The organism is Niabella soli DSM 19437 (genome assembly GCF_000243115.2).
GTDB lineage: Bacteria > Bacteroidota > Bacteroidia > Chitinophagales > Chitinophagaceae > Niabella > Niabella soli.
Genome location: NZ_CP007035.1, coordinates 2,485,274 through 2,503,157, shown reverse-complemented (window position 1 = coordinate 2,503,157; position 17,884 = coordinate 2,485,274). Strand labels below are relative to the sequence as shown.

13 protein-coding genes are annotated in these 17,884 nt (G+C 44.1%); 8 read left to right on the top strand and 5 right to left on the bottom strand.

Features of this window, described 5'->3' with window-relative positions; genetic code table 11:
* Positions 1-271 precede the first annotated feature (271 nt).
* Positions 272-3,118: an excinuclease ABC subunit UvrA gene (uvrA, locus tag NIASO_RS10545; protein WP_008585649.1), complete on the top strand. Its 2,847-nt coding sequence runs from the start codon at positions 272-274 to the stop codon at positions 3,116-3,118.
* A 182-nt stretch (positions 3,119-3,300) separates the two neighbouring features.
* Here uvrA and NIASO_RS10540 read toward each other — a convergent pair whose 3' ends face one another.
* From NIASO_RS10540 to NIASO_RS10525, 4 genes are all read right to left on the bottom strand, one after another.
* Entirely contained in the window at positions 3,301-6,042 is a 2,742-nt protein-coding gene (locus NIASO_RS10540) for a hypothetical protein (RefSeq protein ID WP_008585646.1), read from the bottom strand.
* A gap of 35 nt (positions 6,043-6,077) precedes the next feature.
* A complete protein-coding gene (locus NIASO_RS10535; RefSeq protein ID WP_008585644.1) occupies positions 6,078-7,013 on the bottom strand; it encodes an NAD(P)H-dependent flavin oxidoreductase in 936 nt (311 codons plus the stop codon).
* Between the two features lie 60 nt (positions 7,014-7,073).
* Entirely contained in the window at positions 7,074-7,394 is a 321-nt protein-coding gene (locus NIASO_RS10530; protein WP_008585642.1) for a cupin domain-containing protein, read from the bottom strand.
* A 115-nt stretch (positions 7,395-7,509) separates the two neighbouring features.
* Complete coding sequence (locus NIASO_RS10525) at positions 7,510-8,499, bottom strand: sugar phosphate nucleotidyltransferase (protein ID WP_008585640.1); 990 nt, start codon at positions 8,497-8,499, stop codon at positions 7,510-7,512.
* A gap of 213 nt (positions 8,500-8,712) precedes the next feature.
* On the opposite strand from NIASO_RS10525, the gene NIASO_RS10520 reads away from it, so the two are divergent.
* Both NIASO_RS10520 and NIASO_RS10515 read left to right on the top strand, forming a co-directional pair.
* Positions 8,713-9,993: a serine hydroxymethyltransferase gene (locus NIASO_RS10520; protein WP_008585638.1), complete on the top strand. Its 1,281-nt coding sequence runs from the start codon at positions 8,713-8,715 to the stop codon at positions 9,991-9,993.
* Positions 9,994-10,063: 70 nt separating this feature from the next.
* Positions 10,064-10,486, top strand: a complete 423-nt coding sequence (locus NIASO_RS10515; protein ID WP_008585636.1) for a DUF4293 domain-containing protein — start codon at positions 10,064-10,066, stop codon at positions 10,484-10,486.
* Positions 10,487-10,592: 106 nt separating this feature from the next.
* Here the strand turns inward: NIASO_RS10515 and NIASO_RS10510 are convergent, their stop codons facing one another.
* Positions 10,593-11,828, bottom strand: a complete 1,236-nt coding sequence (locus NIASO_RS10510) for an S-adenosylmethionine:tRNA ribosyltransferase-isomerase (RefSeq protein WP_008585635.1) — start codon at positions 11,826-11,828, stop codon at positions 10,593-10,595.
* 540 nt (positions 11,829-12,368) lie between these two features.
* Between NIASO_RS10510 and NIASO_RS10505 the strand changes: the two genes are divergently transcribed.
* Genes NIASO_RS10505 through NIASO_RS10485 form a run of 5 tightly spaced genes read left to right on the top strand, consistent with a single transcriptional unit; the run spans position 12,369 to position 17,439 of the window.
* The gene (locus tag NIASO_RS10505; protein ID WP_008585633.1) at positions 12,369-14,195 is read left to right on the top strand and encodes a type VI secretion system Vgr family protein; all 1,827 of its coding nucleotides are present in this window, start codon (positions 12,369-12,371) and stop codon (positions 14,193-14,195) included.
* Positions 14,195-15,214, top strand: coding sequence for a hypothetical protein (locus NIASO_RS10500; RefSeq protein ID WP_008585632.1), 1,020 nt, complete (start codon positions 14,195-14,197; stop codon positions 15,212-15,214). Before NIASO_RS10505 ends, NIASO_RS10500 begins: the two co-directional genes overlap by 1 nt.
* Entirely contained in the window at positions 15,211-16,221 is a 1,011-nt protein-coding gene (locus NIASO_RS10495; RefSeq protein WP_008585630.1) for a hypothetical protein, read from the top strand. Before NIASO_RS10500 ends, NIASO_RS10495 begins: the two co-directional genes overlap by 4 nt.
* Position 16,222: 1 nt before the next feature.
* The gene (locus NIASO_RS10490) at positions 16,223-16,729 is read left to right on the top strand and encodes a hypothetical protein (protein WP_025298871.1); all 507 of its coding nucleotides are present in this window, start codon (positions 16,223-16,225) and stop codon (positions 16,727-16,729) included.
* A gap of 50 nt (positions 16,730-16,779) precedes the next feature.
* On the top strand, positions 16,780-17,439 hold the full coding sequence (locus NIASO_RS10485; protein WP_008585626.1) for a hypothetical protein: 660 nt from the start codon (positions 16,780-16,782) through the stop codon (positions 17,437-17,439).
* Positions 17,440-17,884: the final 445 nt, after the last annotated feature.

Sequence of the window (17,884 nt, the reverse complement as noted above, 5' to 3'; positions counted from 1 at the left end):
AAATCCGCACATTCGCATCAATAAAATGTTAAAATATTCTTAGAAAACCTGTATTTTACTTGTTATCAGATTGTTAGGTCGTTAGTCAGCTTAAACAACTTTTTCAGCCCTGTCATAATAAAAAACGTTTTCGTAAATCGGTCCGGGAGAAATTTGCTGAACGCATAACGCATAATGCGGAACGCCTGATGCAAGAGGGCAGACATCAGACGTCAGACGTCAGAGATCGCGTGATAAGGATTAAATTTGTGTCCTTTAAAAAAAATCGGGAATGGCAAAAACAAAAACGGTGCAGCAAACGGATGAGATACTGATAAAGGGAGCGAGGGTACACAATCTTAAAAATGTAACCGTTGGGTTCCCAAGAAAAAAGCTTATTGTGGTAACAGGCGTTTCAGGTTCGGGTAAATCTTCGCTTACAATAGATACGCTTTATGCTGAAGGGCAGCGCCGCTACGCGGAGAGCCTGAGCGCCTATGCCCGCCAGTTTTTAAACCGGATGAATAAGCCCGATGTGGATTACATTAAAAATCTTTGTCCGGCCATTGCTATCGAACAAAAAGTAATTACCCGTACGCCCCGGAGCACGGTGGGTACTATGACGGAGATCTATGATTACTTGCGGTTGTTATTTGCACGGGTGGGTACTACTATTTCGCCTGTGTCCGGAAAAGAAGTAAAGAAAGATGATGTGGCCGATGTGATCCATGTCATCGAAAAACTGCCGGAGGGTACCAGGGTATTTATACTGGTGCATTTTAAACTGCATGCTAACCGGAATGTGCGCGAGGAGCTGAATATATTGCTGCAAAAGGGTTTTACAAGAGTTGCCGTTGGCGGAACAAATGATAAAGCAGGCGTGGAGATCTTAGATATCGAAGAACTGCTGGAGCAGGATGACGCGGCCATTGGGAAAACATTGGGCATCACGAAAACAAAAGCTTCTAAAACTGTTTATATTTTAATTGACCGTATTGTATCGCGGGCATTGGATGAAGATGATTTGCACCGGCTGGGTGATTCTATTGGTACCGCTTTTTTTGAAGGCGAAGGCGAATTGTTTCTGGAAACGGTAACTGCTGAAGGAAAAACAAAATTGTTGGGTTTCAATAACCGGTTTGAACTGGACGGGATTGTATTTGAAGAACCGCAACCGAATCTTTTTTCATTTAATAATCCATTAGGCGCTTGCCCAACCTGCGAGGGTTTTAGCCTGGTGCTGGGTATTGATGCCGACCTGGTGCTGCCAGACAAACGACTGAGTGTTTTTGAAGGAGCCGTAGCGCCGTGGAAAGGAGAGAAACTGGGCAAATGGAAAGACCGTTTTATTAAAGCCGCGGCCCGCTATGATTTTCCAATACATAAGCCGGTAGCGGATCTTACGAAAGAACAATACCAGCTATTGTGGCAGGGGAACGGCAGTGTGTATGGTATTAATGATTTCTTTAAAGAAGTAGAGCAAAACCTGTACAAAGTACAGTACCGCGTATTGCTGAGCCGTTACAGGGGACGTACCACCTGTCCCGATTGTAACGGGTACCGGTTACGCAAAGAAGCATTGTATGTAAAAGTAGGCGGCCATAATATTGGCGAGCTCTGTGCCATGGCTGCAAAGGATCTGAAGGAATGGTTTCAGAAGCTGCAACTGCCGGAGCATAAAGCCGCCATTGCCAAACGGATCCTGATCGAGATCAACAACCGGCTGGATACCCTGGTAAAAGTGGGCCTGGGCTATTTAACCATGAGCCGGGTAGCCAACACATTGAGCGGTGGTGAGAGCCAGCGGATACAGTTAACGAGAAGCCTGGGAAGTAACCTGACAAACTCTTTGTACATTTTGGATGAGCCTTCCATCGGGTTGCATTCACGGGATACGGATAACCTGATCAAAGTACTAAAAGAATTGCGCGATCTGAATAATACGGTGGTGGTGGTAGAGCATGATGAAATGGTGATGAAACATGCGGATCATATCATTGATATGGGGCCGCTGGCATCACACCTGGGCGGTGAAGTAGTGGCGGCGGGAGCGTATAAAGATCTGATAAAGGATAAGAACAGCCTGACGGGGAAATATTTAAGTGGCCAGTTTTCTATTGAACCTCCCAAAACCGTTCGCAAATGGAACCGCTTCATAAAAGTGGAAGGTGCGCGGCATAATAATCTCCGCGATATTACCGTAACCTTTCCTTTAAATGTATTTACGGTGGTAAGCGGGGTTAGCGGCAGCGGGAAAACGACGTTGGTGAAACAGATCCTGTACCCGGCGTTGCAAAAAATAAAAGGAGAGTTCAGTGGCGATAAAGTAGGTTTTCATAAAGCCATTACGGGTGATGTGGAAAGTATCCAGCAGATTGAAATGGTAGATCAGAACCCGATAGGAAAATCTTCCCGTAGCAACCCTGTAACCTATATAAAAGCCTATGATGAAATACGCGATCTTTTTGCAAAGCAACCGTTGAGTAAAATGCGCGGATTTCAGCCCAAGCATTTTTCTTTTAATGTGGACGGTGGCCGCTGCGATACCTGCAAGGGCGAAGGCGAACAGGTGGTGGAAATGCAGTTCCTTGCTGATGTGCACCTCGTTTGTGAAAGCTGTGGCGGCAAGCGTTTTAAGGAAGAAGTACTGGAAGTAAAATATCATGAGAAAAGCATTCATGATGTGCTGGAACTCAGCGTGGATGAGGCTATTGAATTTTTTAAAGGAGAAAAGAAAATAGCGGAAGCGATACAACCCCTAAGCGATGTAGGGTTGGGTTATGTAAAGCTGGGGCAATCGTCTGATACCTTGTCGGGCGGCGAGGCGCAACGGGTAAAACTGGCCTCGTTCCTGGGGAAGGGGAAAAACAGTAATAAGGTCTTATTTATTTTTGATGAGCCCACCACCGGATTGCATTTTCATGATATAAAAAAATTACTGGCTTCTTTTAATGCGCTGATCGAACAGGGCCATTCCGTGCTGGTGATTGAACATAATATTGATGTAATCAAAAGTGCCGACTGGCTGATAGAACTGGGCCCGGAAGCCGGCGACGGCGGCGGTGAGCTGGTTTATGAAGGCATCCCCGCCGGAATAAAAAAAGTGAAAGCCAGCTATACGGGGAAGTATTTGGAATAAGGAACGTAAAATAATAAATAAAGAATAAGAAACGCGCTTCGTTACCGTCATCCCGAACGCAGTGAGGACTTAGTTCTGCGAAACTTGTAGTTTCTCAGCTTTTTTCTGTCGCTTCAAGCGACAAAATAGGGCTTCGGAACTGGAAGTTCCGAAGAGCGTTGGGTCACCCACTTTTACATACATTATTTTTCATTTATAATCAACGGCTGGTATAACACCCCCATTCCTCCTACCAGGTTGATGCCCTGCACCAGGATCATATAATTGCTGTTGCTTTCTGATGTGTGGAAGGAAATAGGTGTTGCTCCATTCCGGCTAACGATGACCTCGGGGTTCCAGTAAACCGTAGTGCGCAGATCGGGGAATGCTGTTTTTACATCCGGTGATGCATACCTCGGGCTATAAAATTGTTTTGCCAATACAGGTACCACCGGCCGGTACAAGTACATGCCTGGTGTTTTGCGTATAAAAGGACCAGAGCCGCTTTGGGTGGTTATTTCAATAAATGAGTAATCTGTTTGAACAGGCCCGCTATTCATTTGTTCTTGAATACTTAGAAAATGGGATCTGTAGCTGGAATTGAACCTGGGGTTATTCATTATTTCGATCCCTTTGATATCTTCAGCGGAAAAATACTTGAGATAAGTGTCAAGAAATAATATATAGTCATTGGGACCCATGCCTGAGGAATGATAGAAAAAGTGCAGGTCCACCCCATCAATAATAAAACGGGCAATATTGGTGTAAACCATGTACATTAATGCAGTCCTTTTTGGAGGAGACCCTATGCGAAAGCCTTTTACCTGTTTGTTGAGCACGTCCAGCAAGGTGGCTTTAGGTGTTTGCTGCAATATCTTTTCATTGATCACCTGGTCGGCTCCGCCGTTTTTATTCAGGTTTTTTGACCCCGGGATCAGGGCATTTGTTTTTACCACTACTTCATCCAGGTATTCGCCATTTTTTTTGATCAGCTTCCGCATGGCCGTTTGTTTATTTACAAACTGTGCTGTTGCGGTATCTAATAAAATATTCTGACGATCAAAAAGGGTGCCACCGCCGGTGTAGGGCGGAAATTTCGGCTCATTTAATTCCACCCCTACATTAAAGGCTTTTCCTTTTTTATTAACGGCTGCAATGGCCAGGCTTACACTGTCGTTGGCAAAATAAGGGAAGTGGGTGAAAGTGAATATGCCGTTTTTATCAGTGGTGGTATCCATAGCAAGCAGCCCTTCTTTACCAACTTTGCCAAATAAAGTAACCTTTGTATTGCTGAAAGGTTTATTAAAAATGTTAGTGGCCTTGCCTGTTATTGTGTAAGCTGCCTCCCGGCTGTATTTAAAGTTTGCCGGCTGCCATTCATAGTGCACCCATCCCTGTGTTAGCAGCAGGGCATCGGCGGCGCCAGGGGCCGGATCCTGGAAATAATAATAGGGGTCCTCAACAACGCCCTTAAGGTCTGCGCTGAGCAGCATATAAGTAAGCAGGTTCTCTGAAAGTTTATTTACGGAAACCTGGCTGGTATCGATAACCGCTATCGAAAAGCTTCCTCCATTATTTTTATTATGAATATCTTTTACGGTAAGCCGCAGGGATACGCTGTCCTTTTTGCGATAAGTTTCTTTATTGGATACCAATGATAGCTGAAGCGGGTCTTTATGCCATATAAAAACGGAGCGCTCATTCACCGGCCGCATCAGGCTGTCGTAAAGCGTAAAGGTGGCAATACCGGAAGGCAGCACTTTCTTAGCAATGCCCAGGTTGTGTTCTTTTACGGCGATACGGACGGGGCCTTCGGCAAAAATGATTCCTTTTGAAGCGGCGGCAAAGAAAAATCGCTTTCCTGAAAGATCAGGAGTGCCGTCAATACTGATCCGCACGCTATCATCGCTTTCATCATTTACAACGTGCAAGGCGGTTCCTGATGTTGTTGCCTCGGGTAATTTTACGGGCTGCCCTTTGTCTGGGTAGGCGGTATATGTTTCCCCCGCCTGCGGAATAAATGCTACCGCCCCCATGCCTTTATGAACAGATGCAAACCGGGCTACTTCCTGCCCCTGCCCGTTTTTAATAACTCCTTTTATATCGATTCCTTTTCCGTAGCTATTTAGCGCTTTAAAGCCGAGCAGCCGTTGTTTACCTGCAATAAAGCTTCCGCCCTCCGGCAAGAATTGCAGGTCGATTGCAGACTGGCCGGCGGCGCTGACCGGTACCTGCAGCTTAAGATCCTCTTTGTCTGAAATTTCGACACTGAGCGATTTTCCTGAAGCGTAATTTTTTAACAGGGTGTCAATAAACAGGTTGCCCTCAGCATCCGTTATTGCTTGTAACTTCAGCAGGGCATGGCTTTTAGAGCGCACCCGGATCCCTATTTTTTTTCGGGCGATGGGTTGCAAATTATTGGCCGTTAAACTGGCGTCGATTATGATACGGTTTCCCGTAAGACTGAGCTGTTCTATGCGGGCGTTCCAATCGCCCGATACAGGGTTGATGATGGTAAAGCGGCTTTCAAAAAAAGTAGAATCGCCAAAGTTACGCATCCAGTTGGTGTAGGCGCGCAACAGATAACTTCCCTGAGGAAAGTCGTCCTCTTTTAAAACGATGGAGCTCTGAAAACGGCCCCAGTAGCAGGGTGCAGCCGTTCGCTTCACTACTTCATTAGCGGCATTAATGATTTCTATATAGGCGATGCCGGTACTATCGGTAATGCTGTTTTCACTGGCCGATAAAAGATATCCCTTCATCCACATCGTATCTTTTACTTTATAGAAAGGCCTGTCGTAATGAATAAATAATTTTTCCCGGGGAGTATTAAGGTTAGTAGTGGTATTTTGCTCCAGCCTGCTGATCAATTTTGTAAATTGGGCGTGGCTCTGCAAGGAATTGAGCAGGCCGAGGAGGAACAAAACGGTGCACCATTTTTTCATCAATAATGTATTGTATAAAAATAATGAAGAATTGCTTATAGTGTTTTCTTCACTGCCTGAAATTCTTCCCAGATCTCTTTTATTATTGCAGCAGCAGGGAGTATGGATCTTATGGCAGCGGATACCTGACCTATTTCCAGTTCCCCTTGCTCCAGTTCCCCTTCAAACATGCCTTTTTTAGCACGGCCGCGGCCCAACAGTTCATTTAGTTCCGCAACAGAGGCGCCGCGCAGCTCCGCCGCCTTTACCTGTTCATAGAAATTGTTTTTTAGCAATCGCACCGGGGTTAGCTGTTTTAAGGAAAGTACCGTGTCGCCTTCTTTTGCGTTAATTACAAGATGCTTGAAGTTGCTATGACCGGACGCTTCCTCGCTGGCAACAAAACGGCTGCCGATCTGCACGGCTTCGGCGCCCAGCACCATCGCCGCAAGCATTTGCCGGCCCGTAGCAATGCCGCCAGCAGCTATAACCGGGATCTTTACGGCTTCGGCAACAAGCGGGATCAATACCATAGAGCTGGTTTCTTCCCGCCCGTTATGCCCGCCGGCTTCAAAACCTTCGGCTACCACGGCATCACATCCGGCCTCCTCGGCTTTGATCGCAAACCGGGTGCTGCTCACCACCTGCACCACTTTGATGCCGTTGCTTTTTAATACCGCCGTCCATGTTTTCGGATTTCCTGCGCTGGTAAAAACAATAGGGACCTGTGCTTCGATGACGGTATTTATGTGCGCCTCAATATGAGGGTATAAAAGCGGAAGGTTCACTGCAAAAGGTTTTTGCGATGCGGCCTTATATTTTTGTATATGCTCTTTTAAAACTTCAGGATACATAGATCCCGCCCCGATGATGCCCAACCCGCCCGCGTTACTTACCGCACAGGCCAGGCGCCATCCGCTCGTCCACACCATACCCGCCTGGATGATCGGATAATCTATTTGAAATAATTGTATAATGCGGTTCGGATGCAAGACTGTTTATCGTTTTGCGTTTTGCGTTTTGCGTTTCTCAAATCCCTGAAGATACTGAATTTACGGCTGCTCTCCGCCCTGGGGCCCGTAGAAAATCGCCCAGGTAACAAAGTCGCTTGAGAAATTCAGGAACCGGTGTTCAATGCCGGCAGGTACAAATAAGAAATCTCCGGCGGCAAAGTTTGTAATGATCCCGTTGTTCAAAAATTCACCTTTCCCTGAAATAACAATGTATACTTCATCCTGTGTATGCGGGCGCTGATGGTCAATCTTGTCAGGCTTATAGATTTCAATTTGCAGGCTTCCATGATTAAACAAGGGAAGAAAGAGGTTTTTTGAATCCTTCAATTGCAGCAACGCATCTTTAACGGCAACTTTCATGATATTTTAATGTTTGACGTTTGATGTTTGACGTCTATCGTTTGACGTTTAATACACAAAGCTCAAGGCACAACGCAATAAGTATTCCGCGTTCAGCGTTCGGCGTCCAGCATCTCTACCCCAGATCAATGCTCGTATTATCGCCGATATTCAGGCTGCGGGTTTCTCCTTTCAGGCTGCTGTCGGACCCAATTAATGAATCTTCCAGTACAATATCAAAAAGGTTGGAATAGGCGCCCACTATGGAATTGCGGACGATCGACTGATCAACCAGCGTATTTTCCCCCAGGGTTACATTAGGTCCTACAATAGAATTCTTTATTACGCATCCGCCGGCAATGCTTACCGGTGGAATGATCACTGAATTTTCATATTGCAAGGGGTCAGCAGAAGAGCGGTATTTTCTTAACAAGGTAGCATTGGATCGTAACAGCGTTTCTTTATTGCCGGCATCAAACCAATTGTCTACCTTAAAGGCTTCAAATTGCACGCCCTTTTGTATCATACAATCCAGTGCATCGGTAATGGTGAACTCGCCGTGTGTCAGCAATCCCTTGTGAATGTTAGTAGCCAGGCAGTCGAACAATAAGCCCGTTTCCTTTATTTTATAAATGCCCACCATTGCCATATTGGATTTTGGGATGTATGGCTTTTCAACAACTGTTTCAATAAAACCATTGGCGTCGATCTCCGCAACGCCAAAATCTCTTGGATTATCCACTTTCCGGATGCCGATCATGGAATGAGGATTATTAAGTACCATTTGAACATCATATTCACAGATGGTATCTCCTAATGAAATGAACACTTCATCATTTTCAATAATATTTTTCGCCAGGTTAATGGCATGGCCGATACCGCGGCGTTCCTGCTGACTCACATAATGCGCCTTAATATCAGGGTGATGTTCTTTTACATAATCAGCGATCTTTTCTCCCAAAAAACCAACGATGAATATAAATTCTTCAATTCCTGCAGCTTTTAGCTGATCAATAATAAAACTCAGTACGGTTTTGCCTGCCAGGGGAATCAACGCCTTTGGCTGTGTGTAACTCTGCGGTCGTAGCTTTGTTCCAGCCCCTGCAACCGGTATAACTGCTTTCATTTAAACTGCTTTCTTTTAAAATTTCTGGGACACAGGCGAAACCTTGCATCGCAGTGAATGCTCTTAATTTTGATGAGAAGCCTCTTTTAACAGGCTTCCCTTTATCGGATAAAAATGGCCTTAAAGATAAACAGAATTATAAATGCCGAAAACTTATTCTTCTTTTCGGCCCTTAAACTTTTAAACTTACCACTGCACCCTTAACTTTGCGCCATGCAACAGGATAATATTGTATTTGACCTTATTAATAAGGAACTGGACCGCCAGCGTAATGGCATTGAACTGATCGCCTCCGAAAATTTTGCTTCCCTCCCGGTAATAAAAGCCATGGGAACCGTGTTAACCAATAAGTATGCAGAAGGATACCCCGGAAAGCGTTATTATGGCGGATGTGAGGTGGTGGATGAGATCGAATCCCTGGCTATTGACCGCTTAAAAAAGATCTTTAACCTTAGCTGGGCCAATGTGCAGCCTCATAGCGGGGCGCAGGCGAATGCGGCCGTTTTCTTTGCAGCACTGAACCCGGGCGATAAAATAATGGGACTGAACCTGAGCATGGGCGGGCACCTGACACATGGTAGCCCCGTAAATTTCAGCGGGAAACATTACCAGGTGATCTCTTACGGAGTGGTAAAAGAAACCGGTTTGGTGGATTATGAAGATCTTGAAGCAAAAGCATTGGCCGAAAAGCCCAAAATGATCATTTGCGGTGCTTCGGCTTACAGCCGGGATTGGGATTATGCCCGCATCCGCGCCGTTGCCGATAAAGTGGGCGCTATTGTTATGGCAGACATCGCACATCCTGCGGGATTGATTGCTGCCGGCTTGTTAAACGACCCGTTTGAGCATTGTCATATTGTTACCAGTACCACCCATAAAACATTGCGTGGCCCACGTGGCGGTATTATCATGTCGCGGAATGATTTTGAAAATCCCTGGGGACATAAAGATCCAAAAGGCAATACCCGTACCATGAGCCAATTGTTGGACCTGGCGGTATTCCCCGGCATGCAGGGCGGGCCGCTGGAACATATCATTGCAGCAAAAGCCGTTTCCTTTGGCGAAATTTTGTCGGAGGACTGGAAAGTTTACGGAAAGCAGATTATCGCCAACGCACAGGCCATGGCAAAGTCTTTTGTTGATAAAGGCTATAAGCTGATCAGCGACGGAACAGATAACCACCTGATGTTGATTGATCTGCGTAATAAAAATCTTACAGGCAAAAAAGCACAGGAAACATTGGATAAGGCACATATTACGCTTAATAAAAACGCAGTGCCTTTTGATGATAAATCGCCATTTGTTACGTCCGGGATCCGCGTTGGGGTGCCGGCAGTTACAACCCGCGGTATGAAAGAAGCCGATGTAACCCATGTAGTGGAGCTGATTGATAAAGTGCTGATGAATGCGGACGATGCATCGGTGATCGCTTCTGTGAAAGAAGAGGTAAACGCATTTATGCAGCAATTTCCTCTATATCCGGAGCTGAGCTAATTGAATGTTTGAGGTTTGATGTTTGACGTACAACTTCAAACCTTAAACATCAAACATCAAACTATTAAACATGATCCAGAGAAAACAAACCCTGTGGTTATTGCTGTCGCTGATCTGCGCAGTGCTAACCTTTGAATTTCCTTTTTATAACGGTACGGTTATTAATGGTACGGAGGGGGTGACCGGCGCAGAAATTACCGCTTTGGATAATATCTGGCTGCTGCTGTTGACCAGCGGTATCATATTGCTGGGGGCCGCGGCCATCTTTCTGTATAAAAACCGGAAACTCCAGCTCCGTCTAACCTTTATCGGGTTACTGGCTTCCCTGGGGTTGATCGCATTATATGTGCGCTATATGGAAAACTTTGAACCCGGAGGGCGGATATCGCTTACCGCATTATTAACATTGGGGATCGTTGTTGGCTTTTTCTTGGCCCAGCGCGGCATCCGGAGAGATCAGAAACTGATAAAGGATCTGGACCGGCTGAGATAGTGCTGGTTTCTTGTTCCTGGCTCCTGGATCATTATAAACAGTATTCTGTATCAGATAACTAACATCGAATATCAAGTATCGAGTATCCAGAATCGAGTATCAAGCATCAAGCATCTCTTCGCCTCCATAGCAGGCTCCCGTCGCCATAGCTCAAAAAGCGGAAGTCGTTTTCCAGCGCATAATTGTAAACCCGCCGCCAGTCTTCGCCTATAAAAGCTGCAACCAGTAAAAGCAGGGTGGAAGAAGGCTGATGGAAATTAGTGACCAATCCGTCCACTACTTTAAAGGCATAACCCGGTGCAATAATGATCTGCGTTTTTGCCACAAATGCAGCAGACTGTTTTTGTTCCATATATTCCAGCAGCGCGTTCAACGCGGCTGTCAGAGGTGCCGGCGGTAACTCATAAACCTCCCACTGGCTTAAAAAAGGGAGCCCGTCGTCAAAGCAATCCTTGTTTTGCAATAGTTTCGTGCCCAGCCAGTACAGGGATTCCAGCGTACGTAAGGAAGTAGTTCCGATGGCAACCACAGGACGGCCTTCCTGGGCTATTATTTTTTTTATCAGCTCCGCATTTACCGAAATAAATTCGGCATGCATCTCGTGCTCCTGCATCACGGTGGCTTTCACGGGTTTAAACGTACCGGCACCCACGTGCAGCGTTACAAAGTCGGTTTGAACCCGTTTTTGCACCAGCTTTTCCAGAACTGTTTTGGTAAAATGCAACCCGGCCGTTGGAGCCGCTACGGAACCATCATGCTCAGCATAAACCGTTTGATAACGTTCTTCATCGGTTGCATCCGCTGCTCTTTTTATATAGGGAGGCAAGGGGATATGTCCGGTTTGGTGTAATATTTCTGCGAAAGTCAGCACTGCAGGCATCCAACTGAACTCAATTGCAAAACAATCGCTTCGTTTTTCAAGAAAACGGGCTTCCAGCATCATTTTGGGATCATGCTCGGGAAAACCAAGTTGCAGTACCTGGCCGTTTTTCCATTTGGAAGCACCGCCGATCAAGCAAAGCCAACGCACTTTGCCCTGTTGCAACATGGCAGTCGTTATGTCTGCGTAAGACTCATGCGGCTCCAGGCAAAAAAGTTCGATTTGTCCGCCCGTTGGCTTTTTAAAAAGTAAACGGGCCTCCACCACTTTTGTGTCGTTAAAAACAGCCAATGTGCCTGCAGGTAATTGTTTATCAATATGTTGATAAATGTCTGTACTTATAATGCCGTTATTGTAAACGAGCAATTTTGATTGATCCCGCTGCTGCAAGGGGAAAAAAGCGATCTTTTCTTCCGGGAGCTGATAGGTAAAATCGGATATGTTCAGTTCTTTGGGATGCAAGGGTATATTTTTAAAACGGCCTGCAAAGGTAGTTGATTTTGTGCCGCTGCCAATGCCACAAAAACATAAATCAAAAAGCCATCGGTCAGGGTTGCAATGCGGAACAAGATGGAGTATAAAGTATTGACATGTAATATATTAAATCTGTGCAAGGCTGCGAAACCTATGAGAGTAAAGAAAATGAGATAAACGGGCAACATTTATTATATAGCTCACAGATGGCACGGATTATCACAGAAGGCCGCTAAAAATCTGTGTAAATTTGCGGCATCTGTGAGACTAAAACAGATCGGACTAAAGTAATAGCCGTTATTGTATTGTGTACAGATCACACGGATTACCACAGAAGGCTTTTGAAAAGCTGCGGAATCCGTGAGAACAAAAAAGCATTGGGGTTATTTACTTTATTACCTATTTTTGCCACTATAATAATTTTTTGAAAAACTAAATGCGCCAGGAACGATCTGCCCTGTGTTCAGCGCCGTTTATATTCTAAAATATATTATTAACCTATTTTTCGTCAAAGACAAAACCTTTTATATGGCGCAACTCACCGAACCTATGTTCAGTATCAACGGGAACCCTGTAACCCAGTTCACCTCTTTTTCACTCAATCAGAATATTTTCGATCATCACCGGTTTACTTTAGTATGCCCGGCACAGGCCATCGATGGCAGCGGCGGCATTTTTACTGCTTCGCAGGATATGATCGGGGGTACTTTCGGGGCCCGTATTTCTGGTGTGGGCCTCACTTCGCACCTTTTATTTAATGGCATTGTTACCGGCGTGGAAACGGCCCGGTTTACCGGGCATCACGGTGATGTTATTATTACGGGCTATAGCCCAACAATTGTGCTGGACAGCGGCCCGCATTGTAAAAGCTGGGAAAAGAAAACCATTAAAGACATTTCCGGGGACGTACTGAAATTTTTTCCTCAGAACCTGCTGGAAGCCAAAGTGCAGCCGCTTTACAGTGAAGCGCTGGGCTATACCGTACAGTACAGGGAATCCGCGTGGAAATTCCTGCAGCGGATAACCGGTACCTATGGGGAATGGTTGTTCTGGGATGGGCGGAGCCTTGTGATAGGCCCTTCGCCTAACGACGCAAAAATATCCTTACAGTACGGCAATACGTTAAGCCGCTTTAATGTGGCGCTGGAAGCAAGGCCTACGGCAATGCAATATATGAGCTGGGATTATCAGAACAGCCAGGTGTACACCAGTCAGCCCCAGGGGGTGGAACAAAAAGCGGGGCTGAATCCATGGGGCGAGAAAGTATTTAAAAAGGCGCAGGCCGTTTACGGAACCCAACCCAAACAATGGAATTACCGGCATACGAATAATAAGAAGCAGCAGGATGACCTGGCTACAATGCGGAGTGCGGTGGAAAGCAGCAAGATGGTCCGGTTTACCGGGCAGAGCGGTCACCCGGGCGTGGCGTTGGGCGGCCGGATCGAAGTCAGCGGAAATAATGTGTTCAGCGCAGGCGCGGAAGGGTATGGAGAGTACCTGGTTACAACGGTGAATCATTATGTAGATGCAACCGGCAACTATGAGAACGATTTTACCGCTGTGCCGGCCAGCATTAATGTGCCGCCGGTAACGATCCCCAATGATCCGGTATGCGAAACGCAGAGCGCCATTGTAACCGACAACCACGATCCGCAGGGCCTGGGCCGCGTGCGGGTAAAAATGCACTGGATGAACGGGGCCGAAAAGACTCCTTGGATACGGGTGACCAGTCCACATGGCGGAGGCGGTAAAGGCCATTTTTTTATCCCGGAGATCGGGGAAGAGATTATCACCGGTTTTGAAGGAGATAGCGCTACCAAACCTTATGTAATAGGTACGGTATATCATGGTAAGGCGAATAATACGTTCAGTAATGCCAATAATGATATAAAAACCACCCAAACCCGCAGCGGCATTAAACAGACATACAATGATGCAGACGGCAGTTATTACCTCAGTGATAAGGGGGGGGCAGAAAGCGGGGCCGATATGAAGTTTGACGGGGCAGGGAATATTATTACGAATGCCCATACCGTTTATACCTTAAATACGGGTACAAAAACAAACGTGGTGGTGGGTGGTACAAAAGAAGCGCCCGAGGGGCAAAGCAGTTTGTCTATGGACAGTTCCGGTAATATTACTATCGAAAGTAAAACTTCGATCACGCTGAAAGTGGGTGATCACAAAATTGTCATTAATGACAAGGGCATTGAAAATTATGCTACCGGCGCGGCTATAAAACTTTCATCGGTTGCAGGAGTGATCAGCATCATCAGCGACTCCACCACGGATATTAAAACCGGCGGGCCGGATATTACGTTAAATGCCGGCGGCGGTAATGTAAATATTAATTAATGATGGAAGTTAAATGCCCCTATTGCAATACTGCTGTTTTGCTGAACGAAACGGATAAATTTATAATAGATAGGGCGAAAATGAACAACCTCCCTGATATTGAAATAAATTGTAAACACTGCAATAGAAGAATTCATTTTGATCTCAAGAACAATTCATTTACCGACACCAGAATGAACAAATCCGTAGTGATTTCCAAAGAGGCACGATATAGATTTACCCAGTCTAATGTGGTGAAACTAGAAGATGTTCCCGTTAGCAATTCGTCAATTAAGGCACAGTATTATTTAAAAAAGGAAGGACAAAAGATAACTTTGATTTGTGAGGATAGCTTTTATTCTTTTTATCCACATGTGCCAAATTTCGATGATTTTTTGTCTTATAATGACACGATAAAAAAGCAAATCGAATTCCAAATAGCGTCTTCTAATGGCATGCCAGTAAATATTTTAAATTTTGATTCCTTACAACAGAATTGGAAGATTGCTAAGCAGAAAGATTTACTAAAGCATAATTTTATTAAAATGGCACCTATTGAAGAACAGGATAAAGTTTTACAGGCAGGTGATTTAGAATACAGCAATCCGGATAGTTTTTTAAAAGGAATTAGCAGCGGCCTTTTTTACAAAGAGATTTTTGGACAATATCTTGTAAAGAATGTAGAAGATTTTCAGGATGAATCAATGGATACGGTTTCTAACTTTTTTAGGGATGTTACTATTTATAACACATTAAGGCATGCGAAAGTAAGAGAAGATGAGAATTTTATAACCTTTAAGAAAGTAAATATTATTGATAACAGCAGGCTGGATGAATATCAACTTATTAAAGAATATAACGAATTATATAAAGAGCAGTTGGGGTATGGGTTTACAGAATTTGCCTATGATTATAGAGTTACCGGAACAATTAATAAAGACGATAATCTGATCCAGAATATGAGTATTTTGTTATCCGAACGGGTAAAAAATAATCTGTCCTGCAATGTTAACTTTGAATTGAAAAGAATTGACTTATGAAAGGGTATTTAGAGGAAAAAGCATGGGTCTCATGCACCTTAGATAGTTTTGGTACTCCCCGGCAGCTTCAAAAAAGAGTTCCGGGAAATGTGTATCATAAATCTACTACTAACCTCATGTTGGTGAAGCAAGATACAGCTGTAATACAACAGTTTACTTGTAATTCTCCGATGAAGACGTTTTTTGGAGCTTTAGCAAAAGCGCTGGTTGTAGCGGCATTTGTTGTGTCAGGACCCGTTGGTTGGTTAATAGTTGGCGCCATTGCTGTGGCGGTATTGGCAGCAACTGTATATGTAGCTTCGCACATGTGCAATTCAGGTCTTGAAGGAAAGCTTTGGTTGAATTATAAAGAGAATGTAAAGTATAATGGAGGGGAAGGTGTTTTTTATTTGCATTCCACCATTATTTGCGCCAATAAAGGCACGCTGGTAGCTTCTGAGTCTTTTGAAGCGGCAAATGCACTGTCAAATAAAATGGCCCTACGTAATTGGGGGCAAAATGCTACAAAGTTTGCTGTAAAGGCGTTTAGCTCTTTTATTACCTGTACTACGCTTGGCCCTGCTGCGGGAACAATTGATCTTGGATTGGATCTTGGAAAAGATTATGTGGTAGATAAGGTTGATAATAAATCACTTACGGCGGCAAATAATTTAAACCTGCTAAAAACGCCGGGTTTGAGTAATTCGGCTTATAAAGCCATGTCAGAAGCTCCATTACTTTCAGGAAGATTAATTGCTGATGCGGTAAAAGGAACAACTGCTGACGTTGCAAGTTTCATTAGGGTTGCCCGTGTTGCTCCCAGATTAAGTTTTGGCCTGATAAAACCAGGACTTTTATCTGCAGCTAAAGGAGTAGGGAAGGGTGTTGGTATTGGCGCCGTTACCTGGGCGATAGAATATGCTGGAGAAAGGGCTGAAAACAAAATTGCATCTTATAATGAAGCCGATATTAAAATGCTCGATAAAATTAATAAAGCGGCCAAAACTATTGTAGCAATCAAGGAATAACATGAAAGGTAAAACATTTCAAATAATAGGATATTTGTTATTTGCATTTTTAATGTATTTGGGAGCCAAGTGGATAACAAAGAACAAACCCTCGGAAAAGGAAACTGAACAATATATTAAAAACTCTTCTGCAATAATTGTAAAGACTCCCCAAATAATTTCAACGAAAGACCATGTCTCATATAGTTGGCTTTCCGACTTCTTTAATGCTAAGAATAGCAATGCAGAGGGAAAGTACAAAAATATTGCTGTTATTAAGGATGGCGCAACTAATAAATATTATAAAATAGAAGTTTTTCATTCGAATATTTTTTTATATGATCGAACACTAACTTCTGAAAATTTAACTATTAAAGTGAACAAAGAACTGCTTTCCAATCCTAAATATGGTACTGAAGAAAATCCGTACCTCGTATTATATATAAAACCCCAAGGTACGGCGATTATGACCGAAGAAGATTACAAGTATGGCGTCTCAGAGTATTTAACTTATGAGTATAAGAAATAAATAGGATGTCCCGCCGTTTTTAAAAATCACCCAATCCTAAAAGAACGACGATGTGGTATTTACTCTTTATTTTCCTGGTGGCGGTTGTCCTTATACCTATTCTTTTAAGGCAATTGCGAAATAAAGCAAAGCTTGCTGAGGCAAGTCGGTTTATGGAACCCGTTGCAGCAGATCCTGCGACGAGCCTTTTGCGTTGCCTTAATATGAAGCGCCTCTGCATATTATTGTCGCTGTTCTTTGTTATTATGGCTATAGGAATAATATTGGTTGCCTATATGCCTGGGTTTCCGGGCCAATTAATAATATCCCTTCCTTTTCTTTTTGTGATAGCATTGGTTGTGCAATATGCCTGGCCTGCCTGGTTAAAGCGGGAAAGCAATTCGTACTATTTGAATGATAAGGCTGCAATAATAAAGGCCTATACCATCAAATGGTATTTTAAAAAAACGGTTCAGATCATCTATTTGAAAACCGATAAGGGTATCGCTGTTTTATCGCCAATTACCTCGCCGGAAACGGCAGGCATTCAGGGCAACAGGCAATTGCGAAAGCAAGAAACGGCTCAAAATACAGAGCAGGTACTACGACTCGAAAAATACTTACAACAATCGGGTGTAGAAAAGGGAGCGTTTTTCAATTACGAAAGGCTGGTGTTATTAGCAGGTATTGTTTTTGCGATCATTGTTTTTTTAGCTCTGTTTTATACATAGAAAAGCCTGAAAAGTTGGAAGCTATTTCCCGAAAAAAGCCGCCTATAACCGGCAGTTGGGAGAAAAGGCGTATAAGAACGAACAGCTAAAAAATATCAAAACACGACCTGGCAGATTTCTTGGCATTTCACGCTCTTTGAAACCATAAGCGATACTAAAGTTGCCAATGAGCAGCGGAGACTAATGGATGCAGCTGTAATTCCCGAATCTAATGCAAAATTAAAAATTGGCATGTATGCCAAAAATATTTGAAAGAGATAGCCTGCTAAAGTTTTGTAGGAGTAATAAAGTATTGGTTGTCCGTTTATGCCTAAGGAGGAGTTTAAAAAAATGTTTCGGAAGTAAGTAGCTTTTGTGCGCAATCTGATGAAGTGTCGAACAGATTTCTATCGTTGAAGACAGAGCCGCTCATACCGAATTCACGGCCGACATAACCAACGTTTTT